The 17,176-nt window shown below is 63.3% G+C and carries 23 protein-coding genes; 11 read left to right on the forward strand and 12 right to left on the reverse strand.

Going from position 1 to position 17,176, the window contains the following annotated elements:
- Positions 1-106: 106 nt before the first annotated feature.
- Positions 107-1,432, reverse strand: coding sequence for a sorbosone dehydrogenase family protein (locus tag V2I08_RS08970; protein WP_349634781.1), 1,326 nt, complete (start codon positions 1,430-1,432; stop codon positions 107-109).
- 51 nt (positions 1,433-1,483) lie between these two features.
- Positions 1,484-1,657, reverse strand: a complete 174-nt coding sequence (locus V2I08_RS08975; protein ID WP_171899197.1) for a hypothetical protein — start codon at positions 1,655-1,657, stop codon at positions 1,484-1,486.
- 231 nt (positions 1,658-1,888) lie between these two features.
- On the opposite strand from V2I08_RS08975, the gene V2I08_RS08980 reads away from it, so the two are divergent.
- Positions 1,889-2,098 (forward strand): hypothetical protein, encoded by a 210-nt coding sequence (locus tag V2I08_RS08980; protein ID WP_310223553.1) that lies wholly within the window; start codon positions 1,889-1,891, stop codon positions 2,096-2,098.
- Between the two features lie 9 nt (positions 2,099-2,107).
- Here the strand turns inward: V2I08_RS08980 and argC are convergent, their stop codons facing one another.
- The 4 genes from argC to V2I08_RS09000 are packed head-to-tail and all read right to left on the reverse strand — an operon-like array spanning position 2,108 to position 5,781.
- The gene (gene argC / locus V2I08_RS08985) at positions 2,108-3,052 is read right to left on the reverse strand and encodes an N-acetyl-gamma-glutamyl-phosphate reductase (RefSeq protein WP_349634782.1); all 945 of its coding nucleotides are present in this window, start codon (positions 3,050-3,052) and stop codon (positions 2,108-2,110) included.
- Positions 3,049-3,957, reverse strand: coding sequence for a C40 family peptidase (locus V2I08_RS08990; RefSeq protein WP_349634783.1), 909 nt, complete (start codon positions 3,955-3,957; stop codon positions 3,049-3,051). The genes argC and V2I08_RS08990 overlap by 4 nt, the downstream gene beginning before the upstream one ends.
- Positions 3,917-4,324: a MarR family transcriptional regulator gene (locus V2I08_RS08995; RefSeq protein WP_069064834.1), complete on the reverse strand. Its 408-nt coding sequence runs from the start codon at positions 4,322-4,324 to the stop codon at positions 3,917-3,919. Before V2I08_RS08995 ends, V2I08_RS08990 begins: the two co-directional genes overlap by 41 nt.
- Before the next feature lie 59 nt (positions 4,325-4,383).
- Complete coding sequence (locus V2I08_RS09000; protein WP_349634785.1) at positions 4,384-5,781, reverse strand: leucyl aminopeptidase family protein; 1,398 nt, start codon at positions 5,779-5,781, stop codon at positions 4,384-4,386.
- Between the two features lie 145 nt (positions 5,782-5,926).
- On the opposite strand from V2I08_RS09000, the gene V2I08_RS09005 reads away from it, so the two are divergent.
- Both V2I08_RS09005 and V2I08_RS09010 read left to right on the forward strand, forming a co-directional pair.
- Positions 5,927-6,127, forward strand: a complete 201-nt coding sequence (locus V2I08_RS09005) for a hypothetical protein (RefSeq protein ID WP_069064833.1) — start codon at positions 5,927-5,929, stop codon at positions 6,125-6,127.
- Positions 6,127-6,954, forward strand: coding sequence for a DUF4163 domain-containing protein (locus tag V2I08_RS09010; protein WP_349634786.1), 828 nt, complete (start codon positions 6,127-6,129; stop codon positions 6,952-6,954). The genes V2I08_RS09005 and V2I08_RS09010 overlap by 1 nt, the downstream gene beginning before the upstream one ends.
- 155 nt (positions 6,955-7,109) lie before the next feature.
- Here the strand turns inward: V2I08_RS09010 and rimO are convergent, their stop codons facing one another.
- The 5 genes from rimO to serS form a co-directional block, all read right to left on the reverse strand.
- Entirely contained in the window at positions 7,110-8,492 is a 1,383-nt protein-coding gene (gene rimO, locus V2I08_RS09015; RefSeq protein ID WP_349634787.1) for a 30S ribosomal protein S12 methylthiotransferase RimO, read from the reverse strand.
- Between the two features lie 46 nt (positions 8,493-8,538).
- Positions 8,539-9,516 (reverse strand): potassium channel family protein, encoded by a 978-nt coding sequence (locus V2I08_RS09020; RefSeq protein ID WP_405053633.1) that lies wholly within the window; start codon positions 9,514-9,516, stop codon positions 8,539-8,541.
- Positions 9,517-9,581: 65 nt separating this feature from the next.
- Positions 9,582-10,613: a M23 family metallopeptidase gene (locus V2I08_RS09025; RefSeq protein ID WP_349634789.1), complete on the reverse strand. Its 1,032-nt coding sequence runs from the start codon at positions 10,611-10,613 to the stop codon at positions 9,582-9,584.
- 59 nt (positions 10,614-10,672) lie between these two features.
- Positions 10,673-11,437 (reverse strand): 5'/3'-nucleotidase SurE, encoded by a 765-nt coding sequence (gene surE, locus V2I08_RS09030; protein WP_349634790.1) that lies wholly within the window; start codon positions 11,435-11,437, stop codon positions 10,673-10,675.
- A 94-nt stretch (positions 11,438-11,531) separates the two neighbouring features.
- Positions 11,532-12,935: a serine--tRNA ligase gene (serS, locus tag V2I08_RS09035; protein ID WP_349634791.1), complete on the reverse strand. Its 1,404-nt coding sequence runs from the start codon at positions 12,933-12,935 to the stop codon at positions 11,532-11,534.
- A 96-nt stretch (positions 12,936-13,031) separates the two neighbouring features.
- Here serS and V2I08_RS09040 point away from each other — a divergent pair, with 96 nt between their 5' ends.
- The 6 genes from V2I08_RS09040 to V2I08_RS09065 all read left to right on the forward strand — a co-directional run bounded on the left by V2I08_RS09040 (position 13,032) and on the right by V2I08_RS09065 (position 15,877).
- Complete coding sequence (locus tag V2I08_RS09040) at positions 13,032-13,472, forward strand: host attachment family protein (protein WP_037479872.1); 441 nt, start codon at positions 13,032-13,034, stop codon at positions 13,470-13,472.
- 101 nt (positions 13,473-13,573) lie between these two features.
- Positions 13,574-13,852, forward strand: a complete 279-nt coding sequence (locus V2I08_RS09045) for a hypothetical protein (protein ID WP_349634792.1) — start codon at positions 13,574-13,576, stop codon at positions 13,850-13,852.
- A gap of 6 nt (positions 13,853-13,858) precedes the next feature.
- A complete protein-coding gene (locus V2I08_RS09050; RefSeq protein WP_349634793.1) occupies positions 13,859-14,425 on the forward strand; it encodes a hypothetical protein in 567 nt (188 codons plus the stop codon).
- A 21-nt stretch (positions 14,426-14,446) separates the two neighbouring features.
- The gene (locus V2I08_RS09055) at positions 14,447-14,857 is read left to right on the forward strand and encodes a hypothetical protein (protein ID WP_349634794.1); all 411 of its coding nucleotides are present in this window, start codon (positions 14,447-14,449) and stop codon (positions 14,855-14,857) included.
- 120 nt (positions 14,858-14,977) lie between these two features.
- Entirely contained in the window at positions 14,978-15,442 is a 465-nt protein-coding gene (dksA, locus tag V2I08_RS09060; RefSeq protein ID WP_349634795.1) for an RNA polymerase-binding protein DksA, read from the forward strand.
- A gap of 66 nt (positions 15,443-15,508) precedes the next feature.
- Positions 15,509-15,877 carry a PilZ domain-containing protein gene (locus V2I08_RS09065; RefSeq protein WP_349634812.1) on the forward strand — a complete coding sequence of 123 codons (369 nt, stop codon included), beginning with the start codon at positions 15,509-15,511 and terminating at the stop codon, positions 15,875-15,877.
- 162 nt (positions 15,878-16,039) lie between these two features.
- On the opposite strand, the gene V2I08_RS09070 is transcribed toward V2I08_RS09065, so the two are convergent.
- Entirely contained in the window at positions 16,040-16,198 is a 159-nt protein-coding gene (locus V2I08_RS09070) for a YdcH family protein (protein ID WP_069064823.1), read from the reverse strand.
- 188 nt (positions 16,199-16,386) lie between these two features.
- Here V2I08_RS09070 and V2I08_RS09075 point away from each other — a divergent pair, with 188 nt between their 5' ends.
- Both V2I08_RS09075 and V2I08_RS09080 read left to right on the forward strand, forming a co-directional pair.
- Positions 16,387-16,566, forward strand: a complete 180-nt coding sequence (locus V2I08_RS09075) for a YdcH family protein (RefSeq protein ID WP_043151224.1) — start codon at positions 16,387-16,389, stop codon at positions 16,564-16,566.
- A 110-nt stretch (positions 16,567-16,676) separates the two neighbouring features.
- Positions 16,677-17,156 carry a DUF1465 family protein gene (locus tag V2I08_RS09080; RefSeq protein ID WP_349634796.1) on the forward strand — a complete coding sequence of 160 codons (480 nt, stop codon included), beginning with the start codon at positions 16,677-16,679 and terminating at the stop codon, positions 17,154-17,156.
- The last annotated feature ends 20 nt before the right edge of the window (positions 17,157-17,176 follow it).

The raw sequence follows: 17,176 nt of genomic DNA on the forward strand, positions 1-17,176 counted from the left end.
CCGTCATCGCTACGCGCTGACACCTCCCCTGCCAGGGGAGGATGCGGAATCGTGCAGGGCGGTCCATCTTAGCGACTGCTGGGGGTCGCGGGCTGACCGTCTAGCGCTACTGCGCCTTTGTCACCCGCCACACCACGCCGCCGACATCGTCGCTGACCAGCAGCGCGCCCTTGGCGTCGGCGGTTACGTCGACCGGACGGCCACGAGCATTGCCATCGGCATCCAGAAATCCGGTCAGCACATCGACCGGCTTGGCCTTGCCCGCCTCGCCATCGGCAAAGCCCACGAACACGACTTTGTATCCCGCAGCCGGCTTGCGGTTCCAACTGCCATGCAGGCCGACAAACGCGCCGTCGCTATAGGGTGCGCCCAGCGTTACCTTGTCGGCGAAACTCAGCCCCAGCGGCGCGACATGATTGCCCAGCGCATAATCGGGACGCTTGGTATATTCGCGGAGTTGCGGCCGCTGCGGCTGGACCCGGCGATCCTCATAACCGCCCCAATAATTCCACGGCCAGCCATAAAAACCGCCAAATTCCACCCGCGTCAGATAATCGGGGACCAGATCGGCACCCAGCATGTCGCGTTCATTGACCACGCCCCACAGCGCGCCGCTGGTGGGTTCGAACGCAAGGCCGACCGGATTGCGCAGACCCGACGCGAAGATGCGATAGCTGCCATCCTTGGGATTGACCTCAAGCACCGATGCGCGGTTGGTCTCGGTCTCCATCCCGTTTTCGCCGATATTGCTGTTGGACCCGACACCGACATAGAGCAGCCCGTCAGGGCCAGCCGTCAGGCTGCGGGTCCAGTGCATATTGGGGGCCTGGGTCGGCAGGTTCAGGATCTTGCGGCCCGCCACGCTGATCTTCAGGTCGCCCGGCTTATAGGGAAACGCCATCAGCGCATCGCTGTTCGCAACGTAAAGCATGTCGCCGACAAGCGCCATGCCATAGGGCGAATTCAGCCCGGTCAGGAACGCCGTCTTGGTTTCAGCCCGGCCATCGCCATCGGCGTCGCGCAGTAAAGTGATGCGGTTGGCAGACGGGTCGCCCGCGCCAGCCTTCGCCATCAGATAATTCATGACCCGCTGAACGATGCCGTCTTTGGGGCGGGGTGGGCTGTTGGTTTCCGCCACCAATATGTCGCCATTGGGTAGCTGCAACATGGAACGCGGATGCGCCAGGCCATCGGCGAAGCGCGTCACCGCCAGTCCAGCGGCCGGAACAGGTTGCTCACTGCCTGCCCATGGTTTCACCTTGGCGATGTTGATTGTCGGGATCGTTTCGCTGCGCGGTGTCGTGAAAACCGGCTCGCGCCCCATATCCGCGCCGGGCGGCAATTTGGCTTTGTCTCCCTGCGCCAGATACAGGAACGCGCCGCCGGCTACGACGATGGCGATGAGGGGGAGGGCGATGACATGCTTGTTCATGCCTTCCCATCTATGTCGCCGTGCCGCGCCGGGCAAGGCGGACGAGCGGGCTTATTTGCCGCGTTCGCGCAGCCATAGCAGCAGGGCAATGAGGATGCCGAGCGCCAGGCCCGACAGCAGGCCGATGCTGGGCTGTCCCATCAATCCGCCGGTGATCGCGCCGCCGAGGATCAGGAAAGCGATGATGGCGCCCGCGCCGGTGGGGTCTTTCTTGCGCTTCGTCATGCCCCGCCCTTGCCACGGCGCGGCGGCCAATGCCAGCGGCTTTGCGCGGCGATCCCGCCGGGACCGTTTCGGGACAGGCTGTGCCAGAGTGGTGCAGCCTGTCCCGCTATGGGACTTGGCTAACGGATCGTTCACGCTGCTAACCCGCCCTCCATGCCAAAGCGGGGAAATGGCACGCCAATTGAAGCATTTGCCCGAACAGCCTATCGCTATAATCGTCGGGGGATCATCATGCAGCTACCATATCTTTCGGATCGAAAGAGCTATGACGATGCGACCGAGCTGATGGCGATATTCGGTGCCGATGCGGGCTATGAAGCCGCCGCGCGTGCCGATCGTAGCCTCGACCTTGGCAATCACATCCATTTTTGCCATTGGCGTCAGATTGAGCGGCTGATCATCCTGTTGGCGGATGACCAGCCGGTCGGCACTATTCACTGACCAACGGCGTCAGAGGCGCAGGCCCGCTATTTCGGGCAGGCCTGCCAATATGTTGAGATTCTGCACTGCCGCACCGGCTGCGCCCTTGCCCAGATTATCGAGCGCCGCCACCAGGCGCGCCTGACCACTTGTCGCATTGCCGAACACGAACAGCGCCAGCCGGTCGGTCGCGCCGACATGTTCCAGTTCGACCTGTCCCATCGCCGTGCTCTCGCTCAAGGGCGCAACGCTGACCAGCGGCGACCCGGCATAGGCGTCCGCCAAAGCGGCATGCACGTCCTCCAGCGACGGCGCACCGGGCATGGCGCGCAGTTGCAGCGGCACTTCCACCACCATGCCGCGATAGCCATTGGCGACGGCCGGTGCGAACAGCGGGGGATGGACCAGCCCCGAATAGCGGGTCATTTCGGGCACATGTTTGTGCCCCAGGCCAAGGCCATAGGCGCGGAACGCGGTCGGCGCGCCGTCCGCGCCCTCATATTCGGCGATCATCGCCTTGCCGCCGCCCGAATAGCCCGATGCGCCCGACACGGTGACCGGCCAGTCGGCAGGCACCAGCCCTGCGAGCGTCAGCGGCCGGACCAGCGCCAGAAAGCCGGTCGGCCAGCAGCCCGGATTAGCCACAAAGCGCGAGGCAGCCAGCTTCTCACGATGACCCGGCTCCAGTTCGGGAAAGCCGTAAGTCCACCCGTCCGCCACGCGATGCGCCGTCGATGCGTCGATCACCCGCGTATGATCATTGTCGATCAGCGCAACGGCTTCGCGCGCAGCATCGTCGGGCAGGCACAGGATGACGATGTCGGCGGCGTTCAGCGCATCGCGCCGCGCCGCCGCATCCTTGCGGTCCTTCTCATCCAGCGTGATCAGCGACAATTCGGGGCGTCCCGCCAGCCGGTCGCCGATTTCGATGCCGGTCGTGCCGACGCCGCCGTCGATAAAGATTGCATGGCTCACGCGCCGATCCTCCGCCGTGCGATAATGGGTTGGGCATGGTCGTCGGCCAAACGCGCGACGACATCGGCCAGCGGTTCCTTGACCACCGCCATCCAATGCGCATTGGCGTGCAACAGCGTCTTGCCATCGGTCATGATGCCGACATGGCCCGGAAAGAAAACCAGGTCGCCCCGCCGCAACGCCGCGTCGCTTTCGATCGGCAGGCCGATGCCCTCGCATTGCAGGTCGGTGTCGCGTGGCACGGCGATGCCGCATTGGCCAAGCGCCGCCTGCACCAGCCCCGAACAGTCGATCCCGCGATGGCCGCGCCCGCCCCAGACATAGGGCTGGCCGAGATAGGCTTCGGCGATCGCGACCCAATCACTGTCCGCTTCGCTGATCGCTTTGGCATGGCGAACATGCACATAGCCTTCGGCGCAACTGATGAACGCGCCTTCGACTTCGCCGGTAAACTGTGCGCCCATCGGCCAATAGTCCAACACCTGCGCCTTGATATCGGGCTTGCGAAACAGCGGCGCGGTCTGCGCAGTGATGCGATGTGTCACCGTTTCGGCGACGTCCAGCGCCTCGCGCCGGATATAACCGACATAGCCGTCATGGCCGCAAAAGCCCCAGGCCCAGTCGGTCATCACGTCGAGCGCATGGAATGTCTCGCCGCGCAACAATTCGGTCACGGCTTCGGCGCTGGGGGAGGGGGCCGACAGGATCGGCGTGCCCGGCATCACGCAGGTAAAGGGCACCGCGCGCGCATAATGGGCCGAGAATAAAATGCCCGCCAGCGCCAGGTCGGCCAGGTCGCCGCGCGCGGCGTGGATACGGCGGTCAAGCGCGACCGAACGGCCATCCAGCTTGAACCGGCTTCTTTCAGGCGGTGCGTTCCGCTTTGCTGTTGTCGTGCCTATCATCGCGCGCGGTTCCTGCGATGAAATGATGAAAGGCGTCAAGGAATTCCGCCCCTTTGGGGGTCCGGGTGATGAAAATATTGCGCCGGTCGGCCACATCGCGCTCGCGGCGGAGATAGCCGAGCGCCGATAATTTGTTCAGCGCGCGGGTGATGACGGGCTTGGACACATGCAGCGCTTCGGCAAGGCCACGCACCGTATGCGGCCCCGCGCCGATATAGACCGTCATCATCAATGCCATCTGACGGTTGGTGAGGTCGGGTTTCCCCGACCGGACATAATCCACCAGCGTCCGCATCCATTGGCGAAGCGGCTGAACTCCGGGGCGTTCAATGGCGGCAACCTGATCTTGTGCTGTGTGGACGTTCATGCGGGCTTAACGCACGATGCCCAATCGGGTTGCGTAACGGTCCTGCGGAATGTGACGCTTTACTTAGCGGGCTGGTAACGCTGCTGTAACAGCTTGAACGCGGCGCGCAGCCCCAGCGCCTCGCCGCCTTTGGGACGCCCCGGCTTGGACGATGGCCTCCAGGCGAAGGTGTCGAGATGCAGCCAGGGCGTTTCTTCAGGCACGAAGCGCTGCAGGAACAAAGCGGCGGTGATCGCCCCGGCAAAGCCACCTTCGCCCGCATTGTTGATATCGGCGATGTCGGACTTCAACATGTCGGCATAGCCCTCCCACAAAGGGAGCCGCCAGGTCGGATCATCCACATCGGTCCCCGCCTGCGCCATGTCGGCGGCCAGCCGGTCGTCATTAGCGAACAGCGCGGGCAGGTCCGGCCCGACCGCGACTCGCGCCGCGCCGGTCAGCGTCGCGAAATCGACGATCAATTCGGGCTTGTCCTCCGCCGCGCGGGCCAGCGCGTCGCCCAGCACCAGCCGCCCTTCCGCATCGGTATTGCCGATCTCGACGGTCAGCCCCTTGCGGCTGCGCAATATGTCGCCGGGCCGGAAAGCATTGCCGCTGATCGCATTTTCCGCCGCCGGGATCAGCAGGTGCAACCGCACCGGCAGCCGCGCCGCCATGATGAGCTGTGCCAGCGCCAGCGCATGCGCCGCCCCGCCCATATCCTTCTTCATCAGGCGCATGCCCGACGAGGGTTTGATGTCCAGGCCACCGCTATCGAAGCTGATGCCCTTGCCGACGATGGCGATGCGCGGCGCAGCCGGATCGCCCCAGTTGAGTTCAATAAGGCGTGGCGCGAAGTGCCGGTCGGCGGCCCGCCCGACGGCGTGGATCATGGGATAGCCATGCGCCAGCGCGTCGCCGCGCGTCACCACGACCGTCGCGCCAAAGGGCTTGGCGACCGCTTCCGTCGCCGCTTCCAGTTCGGCCGGGCCCATATCGGCGGCGGGTGTGTTCACCAGATCCCGCACCATCGCGACCGCTCGCGCCAGCTCGACCGCAGCGTCGATCCGCGCGACGTCGCCGGTCAGCAATTGGCGCGGCCCCACCACATTGTCCTCGCGGCAATAACGGTCGAACCGATGCTGCCCCAGCATCCATCCCAGCATCGCCGCACCGGGCGACCCTTCGGCCAGGCGATAACGCCCTTCGGGCAGCGTCTCGGCGAGGCGCGCCAGGCACCAGGGGCCAAGCGCCCCCTTGTCCGCCACCCCGGCCACGACCATCCAGTCGCCCTCCCGCTCACCCGGCAGGATCGCCGTCTCCTGCGGCTTGGCCCGGAATTTCTGCGCCGCCAGCAGCACGCGACTCTGTTCCGGGCGGCTCGCCAGCCAAGCGTCCAGCGCCTTGGCCTCCACCAGATGGATCGGATGGGCGGGCTGCCCCGTGTCGGCTTTGATGCAGTCGGCAAAATCGGTCATGGCAGGCATGTAAGGGAAAGGCGCAAGCCAAGGGAAGGCGTAATTTATTCGTCGCCCCAACCGCACGGTCGGCCCTTTCTTCCTTTGCACTATCGCGCGCGCGCGCCTAGTTTCGAAGGCATAACCACAGCCAAGGAGAGTGACGATGCTTCATGCAGACGACCGCGGCCTACAGGCCCTTCGCGCGCGCGCCTACACGCTCGCGGAAACAGGACATTTCGAAAATATCCGCGCCGTCGAACAGGCGCTGATCGCCGAGGGCTGGCCTAATGCCGCCCAGGCGCTGGACAGCGAATATGCACGCAAGGCGGTCGGCGAACGCTGCCGCATGGCGCAGGCGCATTGATGCGGCGGGCGCACGCACCAAGCGGCCTGATCGCGGTGCTGCTGGTTGCAGCCTGCGCCCCGTCGTCCGACGCTCCCGTCGGCAATGCTGCCGAGAATGAAGCGGCCGCCCGCTATGCCGATCGCATGGCGGGCACGCCCCCGCCCGCGCCGCCGTCCAAGCCCTTTGCGGTCAAGGAAACGGCGGGCGGCCTGGAATTCGCTTATGCCTATCCGGCGGAAGCCGCCGCTGTTCCTGCGCTCGTGGATAAATTCGAGCGCGACATGGCCGCGACCAAGGCCGACGCGCTGAAAATGGCGAAGGAAGACAGCGCGGCCGCAAAAGAGTCCGGCTACCCCTTCCGCCCGCACAGCCTGGAAACACAATGGAGCGTCGCAGCCGACACGCCCCGCTTCCTGGCGCTCCAGTCGCAAACCTATGTCTATACCGGCGGTGCGCATGGCATGACCGGCTATGACGCCGTGTTGTGGGACAAGGCGCGCAAGCAGGAGAGCAGCGTCAAGGCTCTGATGACCTCGGCCGCCGCCTTCTCCACCGCCATCCGCGACCGCTTCTGCGCCATACTCGACCAGCAACGCGCCGAAAAACGCGGCGCCCCCGTCGTGCGCGGCGATGATGACTTCACCCAATGCATCGACCCGATGGAACAGGTGCTGGTGCCAACATCGAAGGACGGCAAACAGATCGACGGCCTGACCGTGGTGGTCGGTCCCTATAGCGCCGGTCCCTATGCCGAGGGCAGCTATGAAGTCGCTTTGCCGGTGGACGCAGCGATGCGCGACGCGATCAAACCGGACTATCGCGATGCCTTCGTGGCGGTAGACTAGGCTATCTTCCTTCCCAATCCTCCCCTGGCAGGGGAGGTGTCAGCGCGTAGCGATGACGGAGGGGTGTCACGCTATCGTGAGGGTGACACCCCTCCGGCTGGCCTGCGGCCATCCACCTCCCCCGCCGGGGGAGGATTGGCATGGTTGGCCAAACCCTAAACCGGCACGCCATAAAGATCATGCTCATCGGCATCCTCGATCAGCACGTCGAAAACATCGCCCGCCTTTCGCCCTTCGCCGACATCGCGCAAAAATACATTGCCGTCGATTTCCGGCGCATCGGCCTGTGACCGGGCAGTCGCGCCGATGCTGCCATCCTCCTCGTCCGTCTCGCCCACTTCATCGACGATCACCGGCAGCACGCGCCCGACCTTGGCCGCCAGCTTGGCGGCGCTGATCGCGGCGGTCTTTTCCATGATCCGCTGATAGCGTTCTTCCTTGACCGCCTCCGGCACCGCGCCGGGCAGGGCGTTGGCCGCAGCCCCTTCGACCGGCTCGAAGCGGAAAGCACCCACGCGGTCGAGTTGCGCCTCGTCCAGCCAGTCGAGCAGATATTGAAAATCGGCTTCCGTCTCGCCGGGAAAGCCGACGACGAAGCTCGACCGGATCGTGATGTCGGGGCAGATGGCGCGCCATTTATGAATGCGGTCCAGCACCTTGGCTTCATTGGCCGGGCGCTTCATCGCCTTCAGCACCGACGGCGATGCGTGCTGGAACGGAATGTCGAGATAAGGCGTCAGAAGCCCCTCGGCCATCAAAGGAATGACCTGATCGACATGCGGATAGGGGTAGACATAGTGCAGCCGGACCCAGGGGGCTTTACCGTCCGCGTCCCGCAATTGTCCCAGCTCGCGCGCCATGTCGGTCATGTGCGCGCGCACCTCGCGGCCTTTCCACTGGCGCGGCTCATGCCGGGTGTCGACGCCATAGGCCGACGTGTCCTGGCTGATGACCAGCAATTCCTTGGTTCCCGCCGACACCAGCTTTTCCGCCTCACGCAGCACCGCGTCGATCCGCCGCGACACCAGATCGCCCCGGATCGAGGGGATGATGCAGAAGGAACAGCGATGGTTGCAGCCCTCCGAAATCTTGAGATAGCTGTAATGGCGCGGCGTCAGTTTGAGGCCACCTTCGGGCACCAGGTCGACAAAGGCGTTGGGGATCGGCGGCGATGCATCATGCACCGCATTGACCACCTGCTCATATTGATGCGCCCCGGTGACGGCCAGCACCTGCGGGAATTTCGCGCGGATCAGATCCGCCTCGTCGCCCATGCAGCCGGTGACGATGACGCGGCCATTCTCGGCCATCGCCTCGCCGATCGCCTCCAGCGATTCTTCCTTCGCCGAATCGAGAAAGCCGCAGGTGTTGACCAGCACGACGTCGGCCCCGGCATAATCCGCAGACATCTGGTAGCCGTCGGAGCGTAGCTTGGTGAGGATGCGTTCGGAGTCGACCAGGTTTTTCGGACAGCCGAGCGAAACCATGCCGATCTTCGGCGCGTCAGGAAATTTGGTTGCCATGATGGTCGCGCACATAGGGATTTGTGCGCCAAATGTCACGCGCGGCGGTCATGCCGCTGGTTTAGGCGATGCGTGGGCCATTGCCCTCGGCAATTTCTATGATGACGTCGCCGCTCTGAAGGCTCTTGGCCTCCGGCTCCCAAAAGCCGATCGGCCGGTTGTTGCGATAGATGCGCACGCCAAGGCCGGTGGCAATCGCCGCCAGCGGCTTGCCGATCTCCTCTGGCAGTATCGCGCGCTCGTTCAGCTTCACCCGCCCGCCCGACGCGGCCAGGTCCGCCATATAATCGGCGATATGCTGTCCGCTGGTGCTGCCCGCGAGCAGCAGCCCGGCAAAGCTAACCGGATTGATCACGGTTGTCGCGCCGGCCTGACGCGCGGGCAACTCATTATCCTCGTTACGCACCACGATGCTGATCGGCAGGCGCGGGGCCAGGTGCCGCGCGGTCAGCGTGATCAGGATGGAGGTATCGTCGCGCCCGGCCGACACGATCATGCTGCGCGCCCGGTGGATCGCCACATCCTTCAATGTCCGGTCACGGGTCGAATCGCCGCACAGGACGTTGCAGCCGCGCGACTCGGCCAACTCCAGCGCTTTTTCGCTGCCATCGATCACCACGATCTCGCGCGGGTCGGTGCCGCGCGCCAACAGCTCATGCACTGCTTCCTGTCCGCTGGTGCCGAAACCCGTGACGATGATATGATTGTGCAGATCGGCCTGAATACGCGCCATACGCCACCTATGAAGGATGTTGCGGAGAAAAAGACTATAGGCCGTGCCAAGAAAGATCAGCCAGACGAACAGTCGGATCGGCGTGACGAACAGCGCTTCGAACAGGCGCGCTTCCGGCGTGACCGGCACGATATCGCCATAGCCCACCGTGGTCACGGTGACCGTTGTGAAATAGAGCACATCGATGAAGCTGATGTGATCGTCGAGATTATCCTTGAGCCCGTCCCGCCCGACCCAGTGCAACAGAAGCACCAGCGCGATCAGCCCGAATACGAGCCCCACGCGCCAACTCAGGTCCACCCACATCGGCATGGACGATCGGCGCCGCAGGAAACCGGCCGTGCTGTTCGTTGAAAATGGCTTGTCTATCCTCATGGCGTCGGCAACTGGGTAATGGGGTTCACCGGCACCCGGTCCTTGCGCAGTTCGAAATGCAGCTTGGGCTGGCTGGCATAGCCGGTGTCGCCGGTCAGGCCGATCACCTGGCCCCGCGTCACCTTCTGCCCGCGCACCACATCGACGCGGCTGGCATGCCCATAGGCGCTGACCCAGCCGCTACCATGGTTGATCAGCACCAGCCCGCCGAACACTGCCACCTTGTCCCCGGCATAGGCGACCACGCCATCGGCGCTGGCCTTGATCGGGGTGCCATCGGCCACGCCGATGTCGATGCCGTTATTCTTTGCGCCACTCGCGCCGGGGCCGAAGCGTGAAATGATGGTGCCTTTGACCGGCCAGGCGAATTGCCCGGTCAGTTGTTGGGGCGCAGTGATCGGTACATTGCTTGGTAGCGGGCGGGGCGCGGCCGATGCCACCGCCACTGGCGCATTCTCGGCAGCGGCAGGTTGGCCGCCGGTCAGGACATCGTCAATATCGATGCGGAATGCGGCGGCGCGTTTTTCAAGATCGGGGGCGCGTGTTGGCGTGTTGCCGGGAAGCAGCAGCCTTTGCCCCCGCCGCAACATATAGGGCTCCTCCAACCCATTGATCGCGACGATCTGGCTCCAGGGTACACCATAGGCTGCCGCGATCGCGATTCCTGTCTCCCCCTCCGCCACCAGATGATAACGGCCGCCAGGAATGGACAAAGCCTGCCCCGCGCGCAGGGCGAAGGGCGGGGTCAGCCCATTGACCCGCGCGATCATTTCCGACCCCGCGCCGGTGCGGTTGCCGATGCCGCGCAACGTATCGCCGGGCTGCACCACATAGCGCGATGCCGCAACCGTCTGCGCATTGGCGACCACCTGCTGCGCGGTCCATACTGGTTCGGGTTCGACCAGTTCCACCGTGGAGGCATCGGCGTCCAACCGCGGCGGCGGCGTGTCGCCACCCGTGCGGGTGCTTTCGGTCGGGATGCAGCCGCTCAGCAGCAAGAGGACAAAAGATAAGCGTGCGCGAGACATCGCCGCCTGTCTATCGCATTGCCGCCGACTTGCCATCCCCCTGTTCCGGCCTCGTCCGGTCAGGCGGAAAAGGCAGCCGCCGTCACCGCCATGGCGCTGTCCTGCGTCAGGTCATAATGCAGCGGCGTGACCGTGATATAGCCCTCCGCAATCGCGGCCAGGTCGCTGCCTTCGGGCACCGCGTCGCTGCTGCCCAACGAGAACCAGTAATAGCGATAGCCGCGCGGGTCGGTGCCCTCGACGATCTTCGTGCGATCGACATCGTGAAAGCCCTGCCGCACCACGCGAATGCCCTTGACCGCGTCGGGGTCGATCGCGGGGAAATTGACGTTGAACAACATGCGCGGGGTCACGGGCAGCGCGATCAGCGGGCGCAGCACCTTTTCGCCCCAGGCTTCCGCCGCGGCGAAGGGCACATTGTCGCCCATCCCCGATCGGGCATAGACCTGGCTCAGCGCGATGGATCTTATGCCCGAAATCGTCCCCTCCATCGCGGCGGCGACGGTGCCCGAATAGGTCACATCCTCGGCCAGATTGGCCCCGCGATTAACCCCGGACAGGATGAGGTCGGGCTTGGCATCCTTCATCAAATGCCCGACCGCCATCATCACCGCATCGGTCGGGGTGCCAGTGACGCTATAATGTTTCTCGCCATGTTTGCGGATGCGCAGCGGCCGTGTCAGCGTCAGGCTATGCCCGGCCCCCGACTGCTCCTCGCTCGGCGCGACGATCCATATATCGTCAGACAATGTCCGCGCGATCGCCTCCAACACCTTGAGGCCGGGCGCATGGACGCCATCATCATTGGTTAAAAGGATACGCATAGCCAAAAAAACTCCGTTCGCCCTGAGCCTGTCGAAGGGCATTCCTTCTTGAAAAAAAGAACGGGGCTTCGACAGGCTCAGCCCGAACGGAGTCTTACTTCGGCTCCAACTTCGTCACCCCACCCATATAAGGCACCAACACCTCCGGCACGATCACGCTGCCATCGGCCTGTTGATAATTTTCCAGCACCGCGACCAGCGTCCGCCCGACCGCCAGCCCCGATCCGTTCAGCGTATGCAGGAAGCGCGTCTGCTTCTCCCCCTCCGGCCTGTAGCGCGCGTTCATCCGCCGCGCCTGGAAGTCGCCGCAGTTGGAGACGGAGCTGATCTCGCGATAGGTGTCCTGGCTCGGCAACCAGACTTCCAGATCCCACGTCTTGCGCGCGCCAAAGCCCATGTCGCCAGTGCAGAGCAGAATCTTGCGATAGGGCAGGGCGAGCGCCTGCAATATCCCCTCGGCCGCCGCGCACATGCGCTCATGCTCGGCTTGCGACTCGTCGGGCGCGCAGATGGTGACCAGTTCGACCTTCTCGAACTGATGCTGGCGAATAAACCCGCGCGTATCGCGCCCGGCCGACCCGGCTTCGGACCGGAAACAGGGGGTCAGCGCGGTCAGCCGCATCGGCAACTCAGCCAGTGGTACGATCTGATCGGCGACCAGATTGGTGAGCGAGACTTCGGCGGTGGGGATCAGCCACAAACGATCCGGTTTCAGTTTAAGATCTGTGAATGCTTGCTCGGCAAGTTCAGACAGAAGTTGATCACTCGAGTTTTTGTAAACGGCCGTTTCTCGCAGCCAACCGACCAGTTCAGATATTATAGCTGAGCGGCGGCTAGTTTCAAAAAGGTCCGGGGCGAACTTGGGCAATTGCCCGGTGCCAAACAGCGCCTCGTCGCGCACCAGCAAGGGCGGGTTGGTTTCTTCATAGCCATTCATGCCGGTCTGCGTGTCGAGCATAAACTGCGCCAGCGCCCGATGCAGCCGCGCCATTGGCCCGCGCAGCGCGGTGAAGCGCGCACCCGACAGCTTCGCGCCACCCTCAAAATCCAGCCCCAGCGCCGGACCGAAATCGGCATGGTCTTGCGGTGCGAACTCGAACGCGCGCGGCGTGCCCCAGCGGCTCACCTCGACATTGGCGTCCTCATCCGCCCCCTCCGGCACATCGTCGGCGGGCAGGTTGGGGATCGCGGCCAGCATCGCGGTCAGCGCATCGCCCAACTCGCGCTCCTGCGCTTCCAGCGCCGGCGTGCCATCCTTGAGCGCCGCCACTTCGGCTTTCAGCGCTTCGGCCTTGTCCCTGTCGCCAGCCGCCATGGCCTGGCCGATCAGTTTGCTCGCCTCGTTGCGACGGGCCTGGCCGACCTGCAGCTGCGTCTTGATCGCCCGGCTTTGTTCGTCGAGCGCCAATATGTCGGCGGACAGGGGCGCCAGCCCGCGCCGGGCAAGGCCAGCGTCGAAAGCGGCGGGATTTTCGCGGATGAAACGGATGTCATGCATGGGCCAGTCCTATGCCGCCCTGCGACCGGCCACGCAACCCTGCGCGCTGTCATCCGTTACACGCCTATCCCCTGAAAAAGAGAGAAGGAAAAGGCGATGCAAATAGATCCAGGCGCACTTGTGCTGGTAGCCGATGGCCGCAAGATGTTGTTTTTCCGTAACAAGGGCGATGCCGCCATTCCGAACCTGGAAACGGAACAGGTCGAAAAGCAGGACAATCCGGCCGATCGCGATCAGGGCACCGACACGCCCGGCCGCGCCTTCAACTCGGTGGGTGGTCATCGCAGCGCCATGTCGGAAACCAATTTCCACGATCTGGAGGAAGACCGCTTCGCCGCGCAGGCCGCCGACATCCTCAAGCATCGCGCCTTTGCCAACGACTATGAAAAGCTGATCATCGTCGCACCGCCCGGCACGCTGGGCGAAATGCGCAAACATTATCACAAGGAAGTGCAGGACCGCTTGGCCGGCGAGATCGCCAAGGATCTGGTCAACCATCCGATCGCCGACATCGAAAAGATCATCGCGGACAATTGATCCGGCGCTGACGGCACACATACGAAAAGGGCGGCCTCCGATACCGGAAGCCGCCCTTTTTTCGTGACCTGTGTCGAAAGCGTCAGGCCGCGGCCTGCGCCTTGCGATCGGCAAAGCGACGACGCGCTACCAGCGCCACGGCGGCCGCGCCGAACAGCAGTACCATCGGCGGGGCGGGGACATCGGTGCCACCCGTGCTGCTCGAACCACCGCTGGACGAGGAACTGCTCGACGACGCGCTGCTCGATGAGGTCGAGGATGACGTGCTGCCGGTGCTGCCAAAGCTGGACGAGCCACCCGACGACGAGGATGAACTGCCCGACGAGGAGCTGCTCGAAGACCCGCTGCTGCCACTGCTGCTGCCCGTCGAACCGGGATGATCCGGCTTGTCGGGCTTGCCGCCGCTCGATCCACCCGAACTGCTGGAGGAGGAGCTGGACGAAGAGGACGACGAGCTGGAACTGGACGAGGACGAACTGCTGCTGACGCCCGACGATGTCGAGACGTTGCCGCTCGACGTGGACACATTGCCGCTGGACGTCGACACGCCGCCAGTGGAGGTCGAAACGCCCCCGGTCGATGTGGACACACCGCCAGTGGAGGTCGATACGCCGCCGGTAGACGTGGACACGCCGCCGGTCGTCGAACTGGTCGAACTGCTGATGCCGCCGGTCGAGCTGCTGGTCGAGGAGATCACGACCGAACCCCCGCCGCTGCCGCCACCGCCGCCACCGAAGAAGCCGCCCATGAAGCCGCCGCCGCCAAATCCGCCGCCGCCCATGACGATCGGCACGGCACCGCCGCCGCCCGACATCATCGGCATTTCCGCCGGTGCCATGGGCATGGGGGCGGGCAGGGGGATGGGGGCCTGCTGGCTGGTAACTGTCACCGTCTGGGGCGCGCACGCCACGGTCGTCTTGACAACCTTGCGCTGGACAGTCTTTGCTGCGTAGCGCTTTTTCGGCGCAGCCTTCGTGCTCTTCGAACTGTGGACTACGGCCGGACGCGCGCTCTCAGCCACATGGACGGCACCGCCGCCAATGATCGCGCCACCACAGGTGCAAGCGCATAATTTAGCCAATGCCATTCGTACCGACATAGGTTCCACTCTTCTTTTATGTTACCGTGCCAACGCATTCACCGGCAAATCCAGAGAACAGGCTGACGGGTATTCCCTATCTGCAACAACGCAAAATAAAGCGTTAACTGCAACGGCGTTAACCCTTATTAGCAGTCTCAAGTCGAGCGGTAATGCATTCTTTTTGCGAAGTGAAATGGTTAACGTCCCACTATGGAACGTCGATCACAGAGATTATGAAGAATGGCGCGTGGACGGGACCGGCGCAAAGAGGTGCCTGGCAAGTGTTGAAAAATCCTTCCCATAGCGCGCATATCCAGAGAATGGCCGCTTGTGTCGCTGGCAGGCGGTGGCTATTAGCCCCCTCGATACAGAGTCACCGGCAATCGGTTGTTCAACGCCGGGGCCATTCGAGTCGGAGAGCCACATGGCATCGGTCCTAAATTCCGATAAAGACGGCGAAAAGCCGCCAAAATCGAATGTAACGCTTCCCGCCGACTATCGTCCTGGTGCTGACGAAGAGTTTATGAATCCCCTGCAATTGGAATATTTCCGGCAGCGGCTCTGGGCTTGGAAGAAGCAGATTCTAACCGAATCCGAAGGGACGCTTGCCGTCCTTCAGAATGAGCCGCTCCGTGAGCCTGACCTCAACGATCGCGCATCGAGCGAGACCGACTGGTCGATCGAATTGCGCACCCGCGATCGTCAGCGCAAGTTGATTTCCAAGATCGACGCGGCGCTCCGGCGGATCGACGATGGCGAATATGGCTATTGCGAAGTAACAGGCGAGCCGATTTCGCTCGGCCGATTGGAAGCGCGACCGATCGCAACGATGACGGTCGAGGCCCAGGAACGGCATGAGCGCCATGAAAAGATATCCCGCGACGATTAACGGTTTTTCCATCCCTCGCGCATAGACCATCAGCATTCTACTGACATTTTACGCGCAGGTTGGATGATGAACGACGAACGGAATATTGCTGATCGGGGGCCGGCGCGCACTGCTCCGCGCGACAGCCTGTTCCTTCTCACCAGCTTTTTCACGCCAGAAGGCGCACCCCTTGGCAAGGCTCGCGTACGCAACCTGTCCGCCACTGGCCTGATGGCTGATTGCGAACGTGCCGTGCCCCAGGGCGCTAAAATCGAATTTGATCTGCGTGGCGTTGGCAAAGTATGCGGCGTTGTGGCGTGGTCCCGCGATGACAAGATCGGCATAGCCTTTGACACCCCGATCGATCCGCAACTGGCACGCAAACCTGTGTCCAGCGGTGCAGCCCAACAGCAGATGCCTGACTATCTGCGCACCAACCCGCTGCTGCGCCGTTGACGTCCCCGCGCCCCACGGCGCGCCTCCCAATCGCATAAAATGGCCCCGATCATCCTCAAGGATGCGGGGCGTTTTGCTTCATGAGGTCTGTGGCCTGGGGTGAGGTCGGATCGGCAGTCGGACGCTGCCGGATCCTGCCCTCCTCCCTGGCGAAGATGCGGCTTAATGCTTGGCCGACATCTCCTCCTTCAGCCGCAATTTCTGCTTTTTGAGCGAAGCCACCAACGTGGCGTCGGGCATGGGCCGACTCGTTTCGGCCTTGATTCGGGCATCAAGGCCGGCATGCTTTGCCGAAAGAGCGGAAATATGGCTGTTCTCCATGACATTCTCCTTACGAGGGGTGATGGACGTAGAAGTAAATCATGATTCGCCTGCCTTGTCTCGCGTCGATTCGGGCTTTGCGATGGTCGCGCGAAAATTTGCGATGGCCCGCATCGCGTTGCCCCGCTATCAGTCCACCATCTGCCACCTAATGGATGCAAGGGAGCGCCGTGAGCCGGGAAGACATCATGCGCCGACTGGAACTGTTGCGGGTGGAGCATCGCGATCTCGACACGGCCATCGCCGCGCTGGTCGATAGCGGCGGTGGCGACCAGATGCAGATCGCCAGGCTGAAAAAGCGCAAGCTGCGGCTGCGCGACGAAATCGCCCAACTGGAAGATGAACTCGTGCCCGATATCATCGCCTGACATGGCAAATCTGGTTAGCGCTGCGCTAACCGATCATAAATGGGACAGGATGCCGATCCTGATGCAAGGTCGGGCCTGACAAGGTTGCAGATTCATGTCAGTGATCGCCAATGCCCAGCACAATTTCTCTTGATCGCGGTCTGCATCGTGGCCTCGTGGACGGGCTCTATCTTGAGGCCATGCTGATGGCTGACGAGGCTCGATCCTATTTTGATGGCGGCGACGTACGGGGAGAGGGTATGGATGACCCGCTCCGCCGCGTAGCCTTTGCCTGCGAATCGCTCAAGGTCACTACCCGGTTGATGCACATTATTGCCTGGCTACTTAGCCAGCGTGCCTGGCAACGCGGTGAGATAGGCGATACTGATCTGTGCGATGATAAATATCGGCTGGGTCGGGCCAGTGAAAGCGATCCCCTGTTGATCGCCAGCTTCCCGTTTGCCGCTCGTGCGCTGATTGAGGCAAGCCATGATCTTTATGACCGGGTAGCACGATTGCAGGATCGGCTAGATCGCATGGCAGGCTCTTTAGCCATGCCGGAAAACAATCCTGCGCGTGCCTTGCTCGATCGCCTTCATACGGCATTTTGATGCGGTGTGCCTGGAGTTAG

It is taken from the genome of Sphingobium sp. MK2, from assembly GCF_040170545.1.
Taxonomy (GTDB): Bacteria; Pseudomonadota; Alphaproteobacteria; order Sphingomonadales; family Sphingomonadaceae; genus Sphingobium.

What these genes read in the sequence shown, in the direction of transcription:
- V2I08_RS08970 (WP_349634781.1), bottom strand. Translation starts at nt 1,432, where the DNA reads ATGAACAAGCATGTCATCGCCCTCCCCCTCATCGCCATCGTCGTAGCC.
- V2I08_RS08975 (WP_171899197.1), bottom strand. Translation starts at nt 1,657, where the DNA reads ATGACGAAGCGCAAGAAAGACCCCACCGGCGCGGGCGCCATCATCGCT.
- V2I08_RS08980 (WP_310223553.1), top strand. Translation starts at nt 1,889, where the DNA reads ATGCAGCTACCATATCTTTCGGATCGAAAGAGCTATGACGATGCGACC.
- V2I08_RS08990 (WP_349634783.1), bottom strand. Translation starts at nt 3,957, where the DNA reads ATGATAGGCACGACAACAGCAAAGCGGAACGCACCGCCTGAAAGAAGC.
- V2I08_RS08995 (WP_069064834.1), bottom strand. Translation starts at nt 4,324, where the DNA reads ATGAACGTCCACACAGCACAAGATCAGGTTGCCGCCATTGAACGCCCC.
- V2I08_RS09000 (WP_349634785.1), bottom strand. Translation starts at nt 5,781, where the DNA reads ATGACCGATTTTGCCGACTGCATCAAAGCCGACACGGGGCAGCCCGCC.
- V2I08_RS09005 (WP_069064833.1), top strand. Translation starts at nt 5,927, where the DNA reads ATGCTTCATGCAGACGACCGCGGCCTACAGGCCCTTCGCGCGCGCGCC.
- V2I08_RS09010 (WP_349634786.1), top strand. Translation starts at nt 6,127, where the DNA reads ATGCGGCGGGCGCACGCACCAAGCGGCCTGATCGCGGTGCTGCTGGTT.
- rimO (WP_349634787.1), bottom strand. Translation starts at nt 8,492, where the DNA reads ATGTGCGCGACCATCATGGCAACCAAATTTCCTGACGCGCCGAAGATC.
- V2I08_RS09020 (WP_405053633.1), bottom strand. Translation starts at nt 9,516, where the DNA reads ATGTGGGTGGACCTGAGTTGGCGCGTGGGGCTCGTATTCGGGCTGATC.
- V2I08_RS09025 (WP_349634789.1), bottom strand. Translation starts at nt 10,613, where the DNA reads ATGTCTCGCGCACGCTTATCTTTTGTCCTCTTGCTGCTGAGCGGCTGC.
- surE (WP_349634790.1), bottom strand. Translation starts at nt 11,437, where the DNA reads ATGCGTATCCTTTTAACCAATGATGATGGCGTCCATGCGCCCGGCCTC.
- serS (WP_349634791.1), bottom strand. Translation starts at nt 12,935, where the DNA reads ATGCATGACATCCGTTTCATCCGCGAAAATCCCGCCGCTTTCGACGCT.
- V2I08_RS09040 (WP_037479872.1), top strand. Translation starts at nt 13,032, where the DNA reads ATGCAAATAGATCCAGGCGCACTTGTGCTGGTAGCCGATGGCCGCAAG.
- dksA (WP_349634795.1), top strand. Translation starts at nt 14,978, where the DNA reads ATGGCATCGGTCCTAAATTCCGATAAAGACGGCGAAAAGCCGCCAAAA.
- V2I08_RS09065 (WP_349634812.1), top strand. Translation starts at nt 15,509, where the DNA reads ATGAACGACGAACGGAATATTGCTGATCGGGGGCCGGCGCGCACTGCT.
- V2I08_RS09070 (WP_069064823.1), bottom strand. Translation starts at nt 16,198, where the DNA reads ATGGAGAACAGCCATATTTCCGCTCTTTCGGCAAAGCATGCCGGCCTT.
- V2I08_RS09075 (WP_043151224.1), top strand. Translation starts at nt 16,387, where the DNA reads ATGCGCCGACTGGAACTGTTGCGGGTGGAGCATCGCGATCTCGACACG.
- V2I08_RS09080 (WP_349634796.1), top strand. Translation starts at nt 16,677, where the DNA reads ATGCCCAGCACAATTTCTCTTGATCGCGGTCTGCATCGTGGCCTCGTG.